Consider the following 17,994-nt stretch of genomic DNA (forward strand, 5'->3'; position numbering starts at 1 on the left):
GATATAATTTCAACATCTTTATCACATATTTAAGAAATTATGGGCTAAAGGATAGTTAATCTATTATCAAATCCAGCACGATTTATTGCAAGATTGTTATCTTTGTTGTGTAACAAAAAAGACAGGAGGTAGTATGAACCACATTTTACACAATAAACTGGAAGCTCTAAAGGAGCTTTGTCGGCGGTATAAAGTAAAAAGCCTTTATGCTTTTGGTTCGGTAAATACACCCCGATTTACCGAAAAAAGCGATATCGACCTACTGATAGAGTTCGAGCCGGATATTTCTATTGAAGAATATACCGATAATTATTTTCTTTTACATAATAAACTAACAGAGTTGTTTCGAAGGAAAATCGATCTTGTCACTCATCGTTCACTCTCAAACCCATTCTTTATTGCCGATGTAGAACAGACAAAACAGCTTCTTTATGGCGCGTAGTATTCAGAAATATCTATATGATATACAACAATCGATCTCATCGATCGAGGAGTATCTGGGTGAGAAAAGAGATTTCTTCGCTTATGAACAAAACAAACTATTGCGTAGAGCAGTAGAACGGGAACTGGAAATTATCGGTGAAGCAGCAAAGCACATATTAGATATGGAACCCGACATTCAGATAGATGACGCCAGAAAGATTGTTGACCTGCGTAACTTTGTAATTCATGGCTATGATAAAGTCGACAACGTCATTATCTGGGGAGTAGTTAACAAAAATCTGCCGAAACTAAAAGAGCAAGTTGAAGACCTATTAGGAGGTTTCACCATATTATAAAGGCACACAGAATAGATCTCTGCGTGCCTCTCTTTTTTCTTCTAAACTATCCTGAAATCAATACGGCCGGAACCCGATAATTTCACGGACTTCCGCTAATGTTTTAGCGGCGCTTTCGCGGGCTTTTTCGGCTCCCATGCGGGCTACTTTCTCCATGTATTCCTCGTTGGAACGGATGTCGATAATCTTTTCGCGGATCGGTGCACAGAAGTTGTTGATATCTTCTGCCAGCTGCTTCTTCAAATCGCCGTAACGAATTTCGCAGTTGTTGTACTTTTCGTTGAAGAAATCGTATGTATCTTTCGTTGAAACGATATCCATCATGGCAAACAAGTTGGCAATCGGTTCGGACTTCACACTATTCGGTTCCGTAGGACCGGCATCGGTGACTGCCTTCATGACCTTTTTCTTGATTGCTTTTTCATCATCGATCAGATAGATGGCATTGCCTTCGCTCTTACCCATCTTACCGGAACCGTCCAGGCCAGGCACTTTTACTGCCTTCTCTGTCAGGTGGAATGATGCCGGTTCGGGGAAGAAATCGACTTCAAACGTTGAATTGAATCGGCGGGCAAAACGACGGGCCATCTCCATATTCTGTTCCTGGTCTTTTCCTACCGGCACTTTCACAGCTTTGTGGATGATGATATCACCGGCCATCAAAGTCGGGTAAGTCAATAGACCTGCACTTACACTATGACGGTTTCCTTCGTTGAAGATTTCTTTTTCCACGTCGCCTTCCGCCGTATTTACACGGTCGATATGAAGCATCTGACGCGCCTTATCCTTGAAAGAAGTCGTACGCATCAGTTCGCCGATACCGGCATTCATATTGAGGTAGAGATACAACTCTGCCACTTCACGCACGTCGCTCTGTATATAGATAGTCGCCTTTTCGGGATCGATGCCGCAGGCCAGATATTCAGCCAGGATTGTCTTCGCGCTGTTACGGATATTTTCCGGACGCGGATGCGTAGTCAGGGAGTGCCAGTCTGCAATAAAGAAAAAGCAATTATACTCATTCTGCATTTGCAGAAAACTCTTTACTGCTCCGAAGTAATTCCCCAGATGCAAATTACCTGTTGGCCTGATGCCACTTACTACTGTTTCCATTTCTAAATTCTTTATTTTATTCAAACAGCCGCAAAGATAGTAATTTTAGAATACAAATCCGTTCCAGAAAGACGAATTGTCTTTCGTTTTCTCCTGCTCCAAAGTCATTTGGTTGCGCAGTTTCTTAATCAGTTTGGCATGTTTCTTTTCTCCTGCCAGGTTATTCATCTCCCAAGGATCGGCCTTCAAATTGAACAGTTGGGTGGTACGCACGCCTTTTACATTATATTCGCACAGCTTCCATTCGCCATCGGATACGGCACGCTGGTTATCCATATAGCTGTAATAGAGATAATCGCGCACGGGTTTGTCTTCTTTGATGGCGGGGACAAGGCTCACGCCGTCTACCGAAGAAGGGATATTCGCACCGACCATCTCGCACAAAGTCGGGAAAACGTCGATCAGGTAACACAGCTTATCGCTCTTCTGTCCTTTGACGTCTTTGCCTGCCTGTTTAATCATCAGAGGTACACGGACACTATGTTCATACACATTCTGCTTGCCCATCAGACCGTGTTGTCCGACTGCCAATCCGTTATCGCCGGCAAAGACGATAATTGTATTTTCATATTCGCCCGTTTCTTTCAAGGCTTTCACGATATCGCCCACACGGCGGTCCACATGAGTGACCATGGCGTAGTATTCCATGATATGTTTCTTGATTTCGTCCGGCACACGGGGAATGGCGGCGAGTACCTCGTCACGGATCACCAGTTCGCCGTTGTCGAACGGATGCTTATCCATATAGTTCGGTGGCAACTGGATTTTGTCGAAGTCGTACTGGCGCATGTATTCGTCCGGCATGGTACGCGGGTCGTGCGGCGACATATAGGCAACGGAGAGGAAGAAGGGTTTGCCGGCTTCCTTTTGTTTTTCGATATATTCGACGGCATCTTCGGTAAAGATATCTACCGAGTGTTTGCCGGAGAGCATATATTCGCCTTTTTCATACGTAATGACATTGCTTTTTGCCCAATCTTTTACGACAGGGCGTTTATTGCTATAATCGCAATCAGCATTGTAGTCGTAGAGCGGTACGTTCCAGTGGTCCCACATGCCACCGAAGTAGATGCCTTTACCATCATTGAAGCAACGGTTCATTGCCTGATAGCCGTTATGCCATTTGCCGGTATGGAAGGAATTATAACCGGACTGCTGCAATGTTTCACCAATCAGTTTATGGTCTTCCGGAACAGTTGCCCCCTGCTTTTCCAGGGTGTAGAGATATTTACCGGTCATCAGCATGGCACGGCTCGGCATACTGACTGCGCCGGAGGTTCCGCCCATGATATGAGCGTTCGTAAAGACGGTACTCTCGGCGGCCAGTTTATCCAGATTGGGAGTGTGTATGTCCTCGACACCCAGGAAATCCATTGCTGTTCCGCGCATGTCATCCGCCAGTATCAGGATGATGTTGGGATTCTTGTCGGCGGCAAACAGGCTGGTTGCTGAAAGCATGGCCGTACTTAATAAAGTTAATTTCTTATTCATAAAAGATCTGTATTATGTTATGTGCTTTATATTTATTGCCATCCGAAGATAAATCTCTATTAAACAGGATGTTTTATTACTTGATTGCCTATGTAATCTGTTGCCGACGCTGTCGGCTAAATAAACGACAGTGTCGGCAAAGCTTTCGACAGTGTCAACAATATTGCCGACAGCGTCGGCAACAAATTACATAAGCAGATAAATAGAGTTACTTACCGGAGCTAAAGAATTACATCAAGGCGTAACCGGAATTACCCGGTAGCTTGTTCCCGCAGTAGTCGCAAATACTGTTTCGAAATATTCCTTCCCGTTGGAAGTTACCGGAGAAGACGATGCGATCTCCTTGCTTCCTTGCCTGATTGTTACCGGGACAGCTGTCCGCAAACGGCATTCGTTTCCTTTATTGGAAAGGAGGGTCGCCTCTGAAAGACTGCCTTGTTTCCATTGCATCGCTAATTCGAAGTTACCGCGTGCTTTCAGGCCGGACACGTTTCCTTCGCTCCATACGTCGGGCAAGGCCGGCAATAATTGAATAAACCCGGCATGGCTCTGCATCAACATTTCGGCGACACCGGCTGTATATCCGAAGTTTCCGTCGATCTGGAAAGGCGGACAAGCATCCAGCAAATTACTGTATAAACCTCCGCCGTTTCTTTTCTTCGGTCCGAACTGAACCGGGTTGAATAAGTTCCTGATAATTTCATAGGCATGATTGCCATCCAGCAGACGGGCCCAACAGTTAATCTTCCAGCCCATCGACCAACCGGTAGCTGCGTCGCCACGCAAGTTCAATGTCTGTTCTACAGCCTTAAACAACTCAGGCGTTTTATCCGGTGTGATTTGGTCGCCCGGATAGAAACCGTACAGATGAGATAAATGGCGATGTTGCGGGTCTTGCTCTTTAAAGTCATACATCCATTCCTGCAACTGGCCGCGGCTACCTATCTGATAAGGAAGCAGTTTAGCCAGTTTATCTTCCAGCTCTTTACGAAAGTCGGTATCCAGGTTAAACATTTCAGACATTTGGATGGTCCGCTCGAATGTTTCACGAATAATTGCCATATCCATTGTCGGCCCCATACTCAAAGCGGTTCTTTCGCCGCTGGGAGTAATAAACCAGTTCTCCGGAGAGACACCGACGGGAGTAACCAGACGGCCTTTTCCATCGTCAATCAACCAGTCGGCAAAGAACTCGGCAGCACCTTTCGTCAACGGGTAAGCCGTATTTTTCAAAAATTCCTTATCTCCGGAATACAGGTAATGCTCCCACAAATGGCTGCATAACCATCCCTGTACCATCGGCCAGAAAGAGGCGGAAGGGACATTGTCATTCGGCAGGGATTCGCGCCAGAGGGAAGTGTTATGATGAGCCACCCAACCCCGACGACCGTACATGTCACGGGCTGTCTCTGCTCCGGTTTCCGACAATTCCTTAATCAGAGTAAATAAGGGTTCCTGACATTCCGGCAGATTAGCGGTTTCAGCCATCCAATAATTCATTTCCAGATTGATATTCATAGTATATCCGCAGTTCCATGGCGGAACGACTTCCTTATTCCAGATTCCCTGTAAGTTCAACGGCTGGCCGCCGGGACGAGAACCACTGATCATCAAATAGCGTCCGTACTGGAACAGTAAGGCAGACAGAGCCGGGTCGGCTTTTTCATCAAAACGGATAATACGTTCGTCGGTAGGTAAAGCCAACTGCTCCTGGTCTGACACCAGTTCCAGTTTTACCCGGTCGAACAAATTCCGGTAATCATCCAGATGTCTATTTTTCAACTCTTTGTAATCATAAGCAACTGCCTTATCCAATATACCGGCTGCTTTCTGAGCCGGGTCTATTCCTTCCAGGCTCGGACTTTTATCGTAACCATTATAGCTGGTAGCCAGACTCATGACGAAATAAACTTCATCCGTTCCGCTGACATGTATACCTGAATCTGTGATTTCGCAAGTACCGCCTGAAGGTAAAACAGGCTTGATTTGTGCCTCAAACAACATGCCTTTGTTGTCTATTTCTTCACCGTATAATACCCGTTTATCAAACTTCCGGTTACCTTTCTCATCGTACAGCTCCGGGTGTTTATGCTGGTCGCCCCAGGTTTCCATCTGTTCGAACGTGCGGCGTTCCACATATCCGGGCGCCTTGCCTTGCACAGCCAGACGGTCGTTCTTGCTTTTTTGTACAGCAGTCGGATGCTCCGATGTGAAATTGAGGGAAATATCGATGCCGTCCGGCTTATCACTCTTCAGGCGGACAACAATCACATTCTCGGGATTCGATGCAAAGACCTCGCGTTCATATGCTATGCCATTCTGCACATAACGCGTACCGGCTATGGCATCCGATATATTCAGGTCGCGTTTGTATCCGCTGACTTCACCGGATTTATTGTTCTTAATATGAAGATCGGCAAAAGGTTGGTAATACTGATGCAAACGTCCCAGCCAGTTTTCACATACCAGGTCGGTTGCTTCTTTATATTTTTCTTTTTTCATCAACCCCACCACTTTGTCGAACATCTCCGGGGTGACCTTTATATCTTTGAAGATGACCGAAGGCTCTCCACTGTATAAAGTATTTTCATTCAACTGTAACTGTTCCGAGTCCACACCTCCGAACACCATAGCACCTGCATGACCGTTCCCTATGGGCAAGGCTTCATTCCAGTTCTCCGCCGGGCGATCATACCATAAAGACAATGGCTTCTCCCTTGGTGTTTCCGCACACGCAACAAAAGCGAATGCAAACAAAAAATAAGATAAAATGCGCATAATGATGATATTAGAATTATAATTGATAAAACAATGTCTCCGGACAACAAAAGTAGTTGTTTTCCGGAGACATCAAAAGCTTTTAAACTATTTTCAATCAGAGCAAGTCTATATTACCCAAAGTAAGCTTGCCTTCCTGTGCCATTACAGTAGGTTCTATACGCACATAACGGGCAGCAACAGTATTCTTGAAATAATGGAAACGTTTAGTCGGATCGTTCACTAAATTCCCAAACTCCACACTTTCCACTGTTTTCCATTGCTGTCCGTCATCACTGACTTTGACAACAACTTTGGTCACACCTCCTTTGAAGTTCTTACCGGCCTGTGGCGCATAAGCCAATCCGCTTAGTTCCTGACTCTTTCCTAAGTCAATAGTCAGATACAACGGATTACCTTTCACCTCTGACAACTTCCAGTCTTTCTTAATCAATCCCAGTCGTTCACTGGCCACAGCACCTTTTTCACCATGTAAAACAGCAACCGCTTTCAATTCACAACGGTCCAATACAACCGGTTCTTTATATTCGGTAGAAGTTTCGCCTGGTTCAGTACCATCTGTCGTATAATAAATCTTATATCCGGCATTCAAATTTCCAGCGGCATTTTCTCCATGAGGTTTCCACCCGAACTCGTGCATTTTAGGTTCGATTTTAACCAGTCCATCCATATCCCGCCTAAAGCTCAACCGGGGCGGACGAGACTTGTAATAATGGGCTGAGATATGGTTGATAGCCGGAGTCATACGGGATTCCAACAAACGGAAACGAAGCTTGTCGGTCGTCACCTCCGGGAAACGAAGGATACGCTTATAACCGATATTGGTCGATACGGCAATCTCTTTCCATGCCCCGTCGATCCATGCGTCTACCGCATGTTTCTCCACACGTTCGCTATGAGTGGCAATGGCTTCCTGAAGCATGATACGGTTGAGGGTAACAGGAGAAGACATCGTAACAGTAAACTCCTTCTCTTTCATCAACAAATAAGTATCATTCTTTCCATCCAATACTTCTTTCGGACCTTTAGCACCAGCCAACAAATCCGTGCCGTATGTCTCGCGAATACGTTTACCGGCCTCTTTCAACGACTCAACATCTGCCGGAGAGAATTTACCGTCACGGTTAGGCGGTATGTTCAACAGGAAAGTAGAGTTACCTCCAACAGCCCGTTCATAAATATCGAACACATCATCGGCACTTCTCACTTTCTGATGTGTGTCATCGCGGTAGAACCAACCTTCGCGGATGGACGTATTGGTTTCCGCCTGCTGGTAATGTAGGTATTTCGCCTGATATAGTTTCTCACGATCGCCCAGCACGGGGTCTGTCATATCAGCAAACTGTGTCATTGTATCCGGATCTGCCTGGTAAGTGATTACGTTCCATTCCGTAGGACGGGTTCCACCGGCCTCATTACCACACCAGCGAACATCTTCACGACCGAATATCACAGCATCCGGAGCCAGTTTATGAATCAGTTCTTTCCATGCCGGATAGTTGTAAGTCTGGCCACCTTTCCGCTTCGGATGCGCACCGTCAAACCAGACTTCATGTATCGGACCATATTCGGTCAGTATTTCGAACAACTGGTTCAGGAAATATTCATTGTAATCGTCCACCACAAACTCAAATTTCGTTTGATTGGCAAACGGTCTGCCCGGCACTTCGCGCGGGATGGTTCGTTTTGTATATTCACTGAGATTTCCATATAATCCGTCAGGACTTTCTATCTGGAATAAATCGGCCGGTGAAAGATAAACACCCAGCTTCAATCCGTATTTCTGACAGGAAGCGGACAAGTCTTTTAAGACATCGCCTTTACCGTCCCGGAAATTCGACGACATAATGCCATGTTTTGTATAACGGCTTTGCCAAAGAACGAAGCCGTCATGATGCTTCACGGTGATAATAACCATTTTCATGCCGGCAGCTTTCATCGCTTCACACCACTGGTCGGTATCAAGTTCCTTCAGATCGAACACTTTCGGATCTTCCATACCGTTCCCCCATTCCATCCGGGTAAACGTATTCGGCCCGAAATGAATAAAAGCAATAAATTCATTTTGCAGTGCAGCCAACTGGTTCGGAGTCGGAACGACATGGGCCGCCTTCTCAATAATAGCTTCCTTACTGTCGCCCTCCTCAATTTTAATCGTATTTTGCAAAGGCATACTCGACTCCTGCGTTTGAGAACAGGCAGAAAGAAGCATAGTCCCTAACAAAAATGAATAGATTTTTTTCATGTGTTTTATATGATAAATATGTTGAGAAACCAAAAATACGCTTTAATTCTCTAATTCAATAAATTAACCGGAAGAAAAAATTACGCAAAGGTTTACGGATATTTCTTTACTTGTCGGTAAATTCCACATAGACATCTTCAATGGTCGACACCAAAGGATAAACGCCTATAGAATCACCCAACCCGACTTCTTTCGGTGCAGGAGGCATAAAATCAGCCTTTACTCCTTTTACATCAGCCCCCTCTTCTGTCAATGTCACAATAGCATACAGAGGTTTATCATACATCATAGAATATGCCATCAGGCCATATTTATCATTGATTTCTTTTGGAAATCGCTTCTCTGTCATAGTCTCCTTGCCGATCCACACATAGGAAGCACTATTGATCTGCATATAGGTGATCCCATTGATATTTTTCGTGTAATTACTATGGTTATGCCCGCTGAAAGCAAGTAGCACTTTCTTAAATCCCGCACGTTTGTTTTCCTTTTCCAGAATGTTCCGCACTTCTACACCGTTTTTAAGTTCACTATCCAAACTTTGATGAGACAGCAAAACGGTCTTCAAGTCCGTTGATGCCAAATCCTTTTCCAGCCATTCCATTTGCTCCTTGTCCATATACGAATGGTTGCTCAACGGATACTTCCCATAATTCGCATGGTCATAATGATGAATTTCTTCACCATCGGAATAATTATTGCCATCAAGTACCACAAAATGAAAATTACCCTTGTCAAATGAATAATAACGATTCGGCATACCCATTCCCACTACATATTCATCTACACTGTAACGGTCAAGGTCATGATTCCCTATGGCATGATGTTTTTCTCCTTTAAAACTGTTCCATACATCTCTGTACACTTGGCTCGCACTGTCAAGTCGACAAAAATCCCCTAGTTCAATGATAAAATCGACATTCTCATCACTGGCCGCTTTAATAAATGTTTCAACACGTTCCTTCCCGCCCGGAACATCCGGTGCATGAAAATCCGATGCAATGGCGAATCTTACCGGTGCTTCTTTTTTTACACAAGATGTCATTACCGTCCCCATCATGGTTACAGCTAAAAACAAATGCACTAATTTCAAATAGTTCATAAATTTAATTATTGTTTTATTAAATATCGATTACTACCTTGACGAATATCCAAACACTTCTGCCATAAGGCTTTAATAAGTCATTAAGTTTTTTCCATTTCAAAAGTATGTCATTATTTCCCAATTCGTCCCAATTGTAAGAAGAAAAATTTACGCAAAGGTTTGCATACCCTACTGAACCAATGTGTTTTTATTGGTTTTCACACAAATCCATCCCATCCACACATATATTTACATAATTCAGAAACAAAAAAATAAAAATCATACATTTTTCAATCTTGCTTTATTTTTAGGTACACTCGAAGTACCACTACCGGTGCACGATATACCAGCGGTGACGCTTCGAATGTTCCTATGAATTACCCGGATTTAATATCAGTCATCGATTGTTTAGAATTTACTCCAGAAACACCTCTACGTCTTTCATACGGCTGGCTGGAAGAACTTCCAATTTTTGAATTCTACCACCACTATATTCGACCTCAACAGTTGTGTTCTGTGGTGCATGTAACTTAAAATACACATCTTTCTCTTTGGGCCAACAAGGTAATATATGTATTTTATCACCTACTGTCTGCAACAACATCTCCTGCAAACCAATCATACCTGATCCTCCCCAATTATGATCCGGAACCCAATCATGCCCTGGTCCCCAAAACGTAGGAAAACGTCGTTCTGCACTTTTCAACTTCTGCATGTTATAACTGTACGCCTCATCTACCATCCCCATTCGTGCATAAAAAATACCATCCTGGTGCCAACTGATTACCATATTTTTAGGGAAACTCCCATGCTTCCAAGTATTCTTAAACAACTGAATTTTATTACTATTAATATCATATCGGTTAAACGGAAAAAGTGGATAAAATTGCGGACACTCCACATTTTGATATTTAATAAACGATTCTGCCGGTTTCACTATTGTATCCCCTTTCATCACATCATAATACAGACCGGGCAATCGCTGCAAATAAGAAGAGAAGTAAGTCCTATCCTTTTCTGAAATAGAATCACTCTTCAACCTCAGTAACTCCTCCAAACAAGAATGAATACCCGAAACCAAATCCGCAGGATTCTTCGCTCCACGATATGATTCACAGGAAGTAGACGGGAAAAATACTAGCTTACCGTTATTATCCAAAGCTTTCCCGGTCCTCATCAATTCTCTTTTCTGATAATGTTCATCGAAAAAGATCAAGGCATTTTTGATAAAAGGCATATATTCGTCAATATTCCTGCCGGTAAAACGATGATATTCCAAAATCATATAGGCATGTTCGACCTGTGATTCCCAATGATAGGCAATAGAACCATTAGCCATAACTCCATGTTCCACCGGCTCAAAATAAGTGTTGACAGCTTTTATCTCCGGCGAACCGAATGGCAGTTCTTTTCCCCGTTGCCTAATATTACTATCATTCCAGCCCCATCCAGCTCCAAAATCAAGTCCTGCATCATTTGCATATTCGCAGAACATGGCGCCATTGTGTCCAAAATATTCCTGAACCCTCAATTGTGCACCCTTCAATCCACGTTTATACAAATTAAACTGGGCTATCATCCCGTCAAAATCTCCACTTTTTAACAGAGGCCAAAAAAGAAGACGTTGATTTTGCGCCGTAAAAACATCTCCACCCCATTGTCGCCAATCCGGATCATGCTCTAATCTGGAATCGACATATGCAGGGTCAAAAGTAAGATTCCCTCCATTAAATTTAGAAGGATATTCTCCATATAAATTACAACCTAACTGATAGCGAAATAACTGATAGTTACGACCGACCTCCCACAAACAGGCAGAATCCCTTCTGGTTGGATCTGTAATTATCCAACTTTGATTCCAAAATTCTCTCCACCATTCTGTGTTTCTCTCCGGATTTCCTTTTTCATTATTTGCCACAGCAGCCTTTTCTTTTAAACAGGAGATCCATTGATTAACATCTGCAGTTTGCTCCTTATAAGTTGCAATCTGGAAATGATAGTCATTACTGGCCTTTTTACTTTTCAGAGACCAGGATTTAAAATCGGTGTTGCAATACTTTCCTTCTGTTATACTTCCAGCGACCAAATTATCTCCAAATATAAAGCCTCCGAATGTCAGATTACTAATAGTATTGCATATTTCATCTTTATAACGGGAAAGCTTCTGTTGCTCGATCATTACATCCGGTGATAAGGTATTCCCTGTATTCCTATGATAAAACAGAATCCCATTTTCAGAAAAAACAATCTGATCTTTTTTCTTGATAACTTTCCCCGGATAACCTTCCAGTCCAAAACAACCGAAACGTCCTCTATTTTTATCAGTCAGTTCCTTATCTTCCGTTCTCCAATTCTCGTAAAAAGCTTCTAATGCTATTTTTTTATTCGAATGCATGTCAAAATGGATAGACTGGGTAAATATATCTACCCAGACTTTGATACAAACAGACTCTCCGTTATCCTTATTGGCCGATATCAGAATGGAACCATCTTTCAGTTTTAAACATTGTTCAAATTTAGTATATTGAATAAATGGGTTAGGAGAAAGACGTAATCGGACACGCCCTAATTTCAAATATTCTCCGTTTTCGCTAAAACAGCCACTTTTCTGCATATAAAGTAAAATATCACCAGACTCGACCCACACATTACAACAGATATCTCCTCCTCCAAATGGCATAGATTCCGATGCATTCAAAGATGGTTGATCCCAAATGACATTGTACATGTCAGTCCACAGGGAAAGCTTTTCCTTCTTTCCCGAATATTGACAAGAAAATAATGCTAGAAAACAAATTGAATATTTTAAATAGTCCCCAAAACTCATAATATCTATTTTTTTTCCAAGAATTCATATAACTCTGCTGCTGTCATCAATAGACTTCCGACCGAATAGCCTCTAACCGATTTCTTTTCAACCTTTCCCGGTTTATCTGCCACCATTTGAACCCAGCCAATTTTTCCTTCTGTATTTACAGCTTTTACCAATGCATTCCAACCCTTTTCTACAGCCGGCATATATTTATCCTTAGGTAAATGCCCCTGGTTAACGCCATAAGCCAAAGCATAAGTAAATAGACCTGTTCCACTTGTTTCCGGCATAGGAAAAGTCTCTTTGTTCAACAAACTAGAACGCCAATAACCATCTTCCCCCTGAAGTTCGATCAGTTTTTCACACATCTCCCGATATAATTGCAGATAAAACGGACGGTACTTTTTATCCTCTTCCGGCAGATTCTTCAATACCTCCACTAAACCCGCTATTACCCAACCATTACCACGGCTCCAGAAAACCTTTGTCCCATTTTCATCTTTCGTATCTAGATATCTTGCATCCCGATAAAACAAATGCTCCTCTTTGTCATATAAATGATCATATGTTGCCAAAAATTCCTTATGTGCAAACTTCATATATTTTTTGTTCCCTGTCAGAGTGTATAAACGAGCATATACAGGGGGAGCCATATATAAAGCATCACACCACCACCAACGATCACTATGCCCCTTCGTTACATCGATATTTTCTGCCGGAGGATTAGCCATCACCCAATCAACCCGGGCTTTTGTCGGGACCAACATATTCTCTTTTTTAAACTTAGCATACATATCCAAATAGGCCTGTCCAACACAAAGATCATCACCATGATACATTCTGTTACCCACTTGCCAGGAGAAACCTGAAAATATCTTATTCAGAAAATCGATATAGCCTTTATTATTAGAGCAGTCAGCCCAATCAAATAAACCATTGTACAGAACACCGCTTACCCATCCCTGATTACAACTATTTCTATTTACTTTATAATCTTTCATTTGCCAATCAAAGACAGCATTTGCCACTTGTGATATTGCCTCTTTATTCAACTCCGAGCTGAAGCCTTTTGCTTTTTGATTGATACGGATCGCCGAATTGTATGCTCTGAAACCCGGATACTCATAGTTATACATCCATAAAACATCCGGTTGGCCTCCCTTATGATTTCTAACGACAAATGGTCGTACATTATCACGTGAAGACTCACTGGTGATCGTTTCCGTTTTCCACTTTTCTTTACCTCCGACAAAAATCCATCGCTCAATCTCAAAAACATTGTTTATTGGTCGGGAAGTATAAACGATTGAAGGATTTTCATGATCCAAATAAACACCACCGGAATAATTACATTCATATTCAGGTTTTTCTTTTACATAATTTGATCGCTGAAACCATTGCCCGGCTTTAGTAATAAGATGATTTTCCCACTCACTACCAGTCCAACGGGCATACCAATAAGAATGACTGTTATCCCGATCACTGAAACGAGCATACACAAGTACTGGATTTTCATCCTTATCGAATGCAATATCCCAGATCCAGGCTTTATCGAATGTTTTTGTAGCATCATATACTTTATCAACCTGACTGGGCATAACTGCATGCTCCATACTCTCTGACACAACATCTCCGTTTGCCTTACATAATTTTCCATCTTTATACATCATGAAATAGATAGAATTGGTTGCCCTATCCCGCGGATGTGCATCAGTAAAAGCAAAAAAGATTTTATCTTTATGGTTCGTTGTCATTTTCATGTATGGACGTCCACTCTCACCGTAAATACTATCGTTGACAACAATTGTTACCGGAGCACTCCAATTCTTTAAATCATCACTTGCAATAAAAGTCGGTTTAAAATTACGTCCCCTAAAAAAGAGATAAGTTCTATTATTCTCTCCAGAAAGCATTGCAGCATTCGTATAACAAACCCCAAGATTTCCCGGCATTTTAGGAACAATCGAATCTAATTTACTCCATGAACTAATATCCACCGGCTTTTCAGTCGTTGCATAATAGATTGGAGAATTTGTCGTTCCCCCATGTGCCGAAAAGAAAATCATAATACGTTTGTCCGGGAGAATCATTACAGAAGGATTAGCATGATCGTCATAGTCCAGCTGATCCTTCAATTTATATTGTTTTTTCTGCTGATTAACCGGATCATAAGAGAAAGCCCATATACTTCCTTGTTTATCAACAAATCCTCCTATTATTTTATTTTCCACATAGACAGCCCTTGGATCAGAGAACCAACACCAGGCGCCATCCTGTGTAACAAATGCATAATCTTCTGCATAAGAAGGGGCCTCATCATACTGTTGAGCACACAAATTCCCCTGACAAAAAATTAAAATGAGTAATATAATACCTACCAAGTTTTTCATAAATACTTATTTTTTATAATTCCAACTAGCTTTTTCTATTTAAAGAGCATGGTCCGCCTTTACTTCTTTGCCACTCCAAGCTTTCAGATTAGTCCATTCGGCAAACGGCTCCGACCAAAATTCATCCGTTGTCGGCAATCCCAGCGCCAGCAGACCGACAGCACACAAATACACGCTACCAGTATTGATATACGATTCGGACATATCGAGTTGTTCACCGGTAAATCCAACACGTAGCCAACCATCCGAATCAAAATTGGCCGGAGACTTAAATTGGTTACGTATCACTGTCGTCAATGCACAACGGACTTGTGCCGGCTTAACTCTTCCTGGTAACATATGTAATAATGCAGCTTGGCTTAATGCATGAAAAGCACCGAACCGATAACAAATAGAACGGCCCACTGCAGGGAAGGTCCCTTCCGGAGAGATAAAACGTTCCAGTTGTTCTGCATACCGAGTATGACGTTTCAATTGTATTTCCAGAAAATCTGCACCTTCCAAATGATGTTTTTTCATCATTTTCAAAACATCGGTCAACATTGGATGAATGACAAAACTGTTATAATAGTCCATATGAAAAAACTTTCCATCTCCATAAATGGCATCGCCTTTATACCACTGGTCACGGAATTTAAAAACTCCGTATGTCAAACGCCCCATATCACATTCGCCGGTAAATTCCAGCAATGCAGCTTCCACCATAGAAGCAAATAGCAACCAGTTGTTTTCTCCAGGTTTAATACCCCGGCTACGTTTAAGTTCTGTGATCATCCGTTTTTGAGTCTGATCATCCAACTTCTCCCACAATTGTTTAGGAGCACGAAGCAATCCTTGAGCTAAAAAGGCAGCGTCAACCAACGGTTGGGAAGGTTCTCCGAAAACCAAATAATCCGGAGCACTAGGATCAACAGCATTCCTTAATCCTCTTACTGCCAAATCAATATATTTCGCCCGCAATTGACCTTCCGGGGTATTATCCGGTCCGAGTTCTAGCCATGGAGCTATTCCGCAAATCAAACGTCCGACAGCTTCCAGATGCGAAAACTTACTTCTTGTCTTCGATAAAGACTCATAAGGCATATTCTTTTTCAATGTGTTCTGACTCAGATTAATCAATACAGGATCGGCAATGCGTGTCATCGCACCTATCCAGACAATCCGGTCATCCTCTTGCGCTTTAACAAAAGGAACATATACTAAAGCTACGACAACCAACAATAATTTAAAAGTATGTTTTATCATGTTATGTAGAGTTTTTAATTATCAAACGTAAAACTTCTATTCCAAAAGACTACCATTCGACCTGTAACATGTTCCTTATACAAATAGGAACACTCCAGGCCAAATGGTAACAAATGACATACTATTAATTGGTATAATCCAATTCTGCAGCCTTCGCTTCTTCCAGATTGTCAAACGGAGTTACATTATACTCATATCCAGCATATCCCTTGTTTTGATTGATGCGACCTTCTCTGTTCGCATCAATGGTACCTTGAGGGATCGGGAAGAATATATGATACGGAGCAATAGTATACTTTACTCCGGAACGAGTTTTTATACCCGAATTATAGAAATTATTGTATTTACAAATCCTTTGCCACCAATAACTATCATCAGACAATTTTTCTTCCGTATAAGTCTTTCCGAATTCATCAGTCTGTCCTGTCAATGCGAAAATATAAGAAACACGACTTAATTCAACATGACGCCATTCTTCCAGATATAATTCTCTTGCTCTTTCGTCCATTATAACTCCCATATTCATTTCTCCCGGAGTAAACAGTATTGAACATTGGGATCTTTTACGAATCGTATTGACATCTTCTGCAGCTTTAGCTACATCCCCTTTCCACATATACGCTTCAGCTCTCAAAAGATACGTTTCGGCCAAACGAAACATATACCAATCTCCTTCTCCTCCTTCATAGTTATTGCTATTCTCATAATTAGGATCTTCTACCCAAGTTTTATAATGAGGCCAGTTAAACCAGTTTCGTATCGTATCGGAACATAACAATTCTCCATTATCCCCATACAAACGAATATTTTTCCCTGCATACTCATTTCCCTCCGAGAATAATTTAGGATGATTATATTTGAAATTTTCCATTACCATCCAATTTCCATGTTTCACGCTATGGCGCAAATCTGTCGAATCATTTACCCACAACGTATATTGGTTATAATTCGTTGGACGCATGCGAGCAACTCCACGCCCATAAGTTTTTTTATAATTGAAATAAGTTGTAGTAATATCCATGCCTTGTTTACCATTCGGAGTCATGATTCCAATAGCTCCAGCAGCAGGCCAAAAAGGAACTGCATTACGCATTGTTTTAAGACGAATACTACTTTCCGCTGATTCATTACGACTAATCATACAAAAGATTGCTTCTTTATTCGCCGATGTCATTTTATTTTCAGGTCTGTGTAAATCCCAGATTACATTGCGTGTAACAGGATGAACATCCGGCATCGGATTGATAAAGGTTCCGAAATTTTCAGTCATTAACGCATATCCTGAGTTATTGATTAAAATATTAGCCTCTTCAATTGCTTTATCAAACTGTCCTGTTGCCAAATAACATTTAATCAATAAATGGCGACAAGTTCCTTTATCAATCATACCTCCATAATCAGCAACTTCCGGCACATTTTGAACAGCATATTCCAAATCTTTTGTGATCATATCCAGAATAACGGAACGCTTTGTCGATTTATAATCGAATTTTGTACCCTGTACTTCTCTCGTAAACAACGGTATATCCTTATATTGAAAGACTGTATTAAAATATCTGTAGGCACGGTGAAAATAAGCTCTTCCCAACATTTCATCATGTAACTTAGGATCCAGTCCCTCTACATAGTCAATATTCGTAATGATGGAATTTGCATATTTAATACCAGCATAAGCTTGACTCCAAAAGTAAGTATACCTTATCGTTGAAGCATTATCAGTAGCAGTAGGTTGCATCAGTGTAACAAGATCAATCCCTACTCCAGGTATTGAAGGCTGGTCTGTTGTTCCATTCACCGCCATCTCTGAAAAAAGATTTTCAGAAACAAAAGGAGCTCCGTCCGCATCTTGCCAATGAAAATACATATTGCGTAAATGCTTGTCACAAGTAGCTAAAGCAGACTCTAGTCCTTCCTTTGTTCTAAAAGTCTTGGATGGCTCATAAAAAGAGAGAGGGTCCGGTTTCAAAAAATCCTCAGAACATCCAGAAATCATCAATGCTGATGACAAAACTGCAGCCATCATAATATATTTAATATGCTTTTTATTTTTCATGTTT

11 protein-coding genes are annotated in these 17,994 nt (G+C 41.8%); 2 read left to right on the plus strand and 9 right to left on the minus strand.

Annotated features, from left to right (window positions below; all coding sequences use genetic code 11):
• Positions 1-133 precede the first annotated feature (133 nt).
• On the plus strand, positions 134-442 hold the full coding sequence (locus K6V26_RS19580) for a nucleotidyltransferase family protein (RefSeq protein ID WP_007655564.1): 309 nt from the start codon (positions 134-136) through the stop codon (positions 440-442).
• The gene (locus K6V26_RS19585) at positions 432-779 is read left to right on the plus strand and encodes a HepT-like ribonuclease domain-containing protein (RefSeq protein WP_010801557.1); all 348 of its coding nucleotides are present in this window, start codon (positions 432-434) and stop codon (positions 777-779) included. Before K6V26_RS19580 ends, K6V26_RS19585 begins: the two co-directional genes overlap by 11 nt.
• Positions 780-836: 57 nt before the next feature.
• Here the strand turns inward: K6V26_RS19585 and trpS are convergent, their stop codons facing one another.
• The 9 genes from trpS to K6V26_RS19630 all read right to left on the minus strand — a co-directional run bounded on the left by trpS (position 837) and on the right by K6V26_RS19630 (position 17,990).
• Positions 837-1,892 (minus strand): tryptophan--tRNA ligase, encoded by a 1,056-nt coding sequence (gene trpS, locus K6V26_RS19590; protein ID WP_224263627.1) that lies wholly within the window; start codon positions 1,890-1,892, stop codon positions 837-839.
• A gap of 45 nt (positions 1,893-1,937) precedes the next feature.
• Positions 1,938-3,383, minus strand: coding sequence for a sulfatase-like hydrolase/transferase (locus tag K6V26_RS19595; protein ID WP_122328036.1), 1,446 nt, complete (start codon positions 3,381-3,383; stop codon positions 1,938-1,940).
• A 234-nt stretch (positions 3,384-3,617) separates the two neighbouring features.
• Positions 3,618-6,161 carry a glycoside hydrolase family 95 protein gene (locus K6V26_RS19600; protein ID WP_224263628.1) on the minus strand — a complete coding sequence of 848 codons (2,544 nt, stop codon included), beginning with the start codon at positions 6,159-6,161 and terminating at the stop codon, positions 3,618-3,620.
• Between the two features lie 97 nt (positions 6,162-6,258).
• Entirely contained in the window at positions 6,259-8,406 is a 2,148-nt protein-coding gene (locus tag K6V26_RS19605) for an alpha-L-fucosidase (RefSeq protein ID WP_224263629.1), read from the minus strand.
• Between the two features lie 106 nt (positions 8,407-8,512).
• Positions 8,513-9,508, minus strand: a complete 996-nt coding sequence (locus K6V26_RS19610; protein ID WP_224263630.1) for a metallophosphoesterase family protein — start codon at positions 9,506-9,508, stop codon at positions 8,513-8,515.
• Positions 9,509-9,905: 397 nt separating this feature from the next.
• The gene (locus K6V26_RS19615; RefSeq protein WP_262905142.1) at positions 9,906-12,170 is read right to left on the minus strand and encodes a DUF5703 domain-containing protein; all 2,265 of its coding nucleotides are present in this window, start codon (positions 12,168-12,170) and stop codon (positions 9,906-9,908) included.
• A 152-nt stretch (positions 12,171-12,322) separates the two neighbouring features.
• On the minus strand, positions 12,323-14,692 hold the full coding sequence (locus K6V26_RS19620; RefSeq protein ID WP_046145550.1) for a glycoside hydrolase family 88 protein: 2,370 nt from the start codon (positions 14,690-14,692) through the stop codon (positions 12,323-12,325).
• A 39-nt stretch (positions 14,693-14,731) separates the two neighbouring features.
• A complete protein-coding gene (locus K6V26_RS19625; protein WP_046145551.1) occupies positions 14,732-15,937 on the minus strand; it encodes a DUF2264 domain-containing protein in 1,206 nt (401 codons plus the stop codon).
• Between the two features lie 124 nt (positions 15,938-16,061).
• Complete coding sequence (locus K6V26_RS19630) at positions 16,062-17,990, minus strand: RagB/SusD family nutrient uptake outer membrane protein (RefSeq protein WP_046145552.1); 1,929 nt, start codon at positions 17,988-17,990, stop codon at positions 16,062-16,064.
• Positions 17,991-17,994 lie beyond the last annotated feature (4 nt).

It is taken from the genome of Parabacteroides goldsteinii (assembly GCF_020091425.1).
GTDB classification, from domain to species: domain Bacteria; phylum Bacteroidota; class Bacteroidia; order Bacteroidales; family Tannerellaceae; genus Parabacteroides; species Parabacteroides goldsteinii.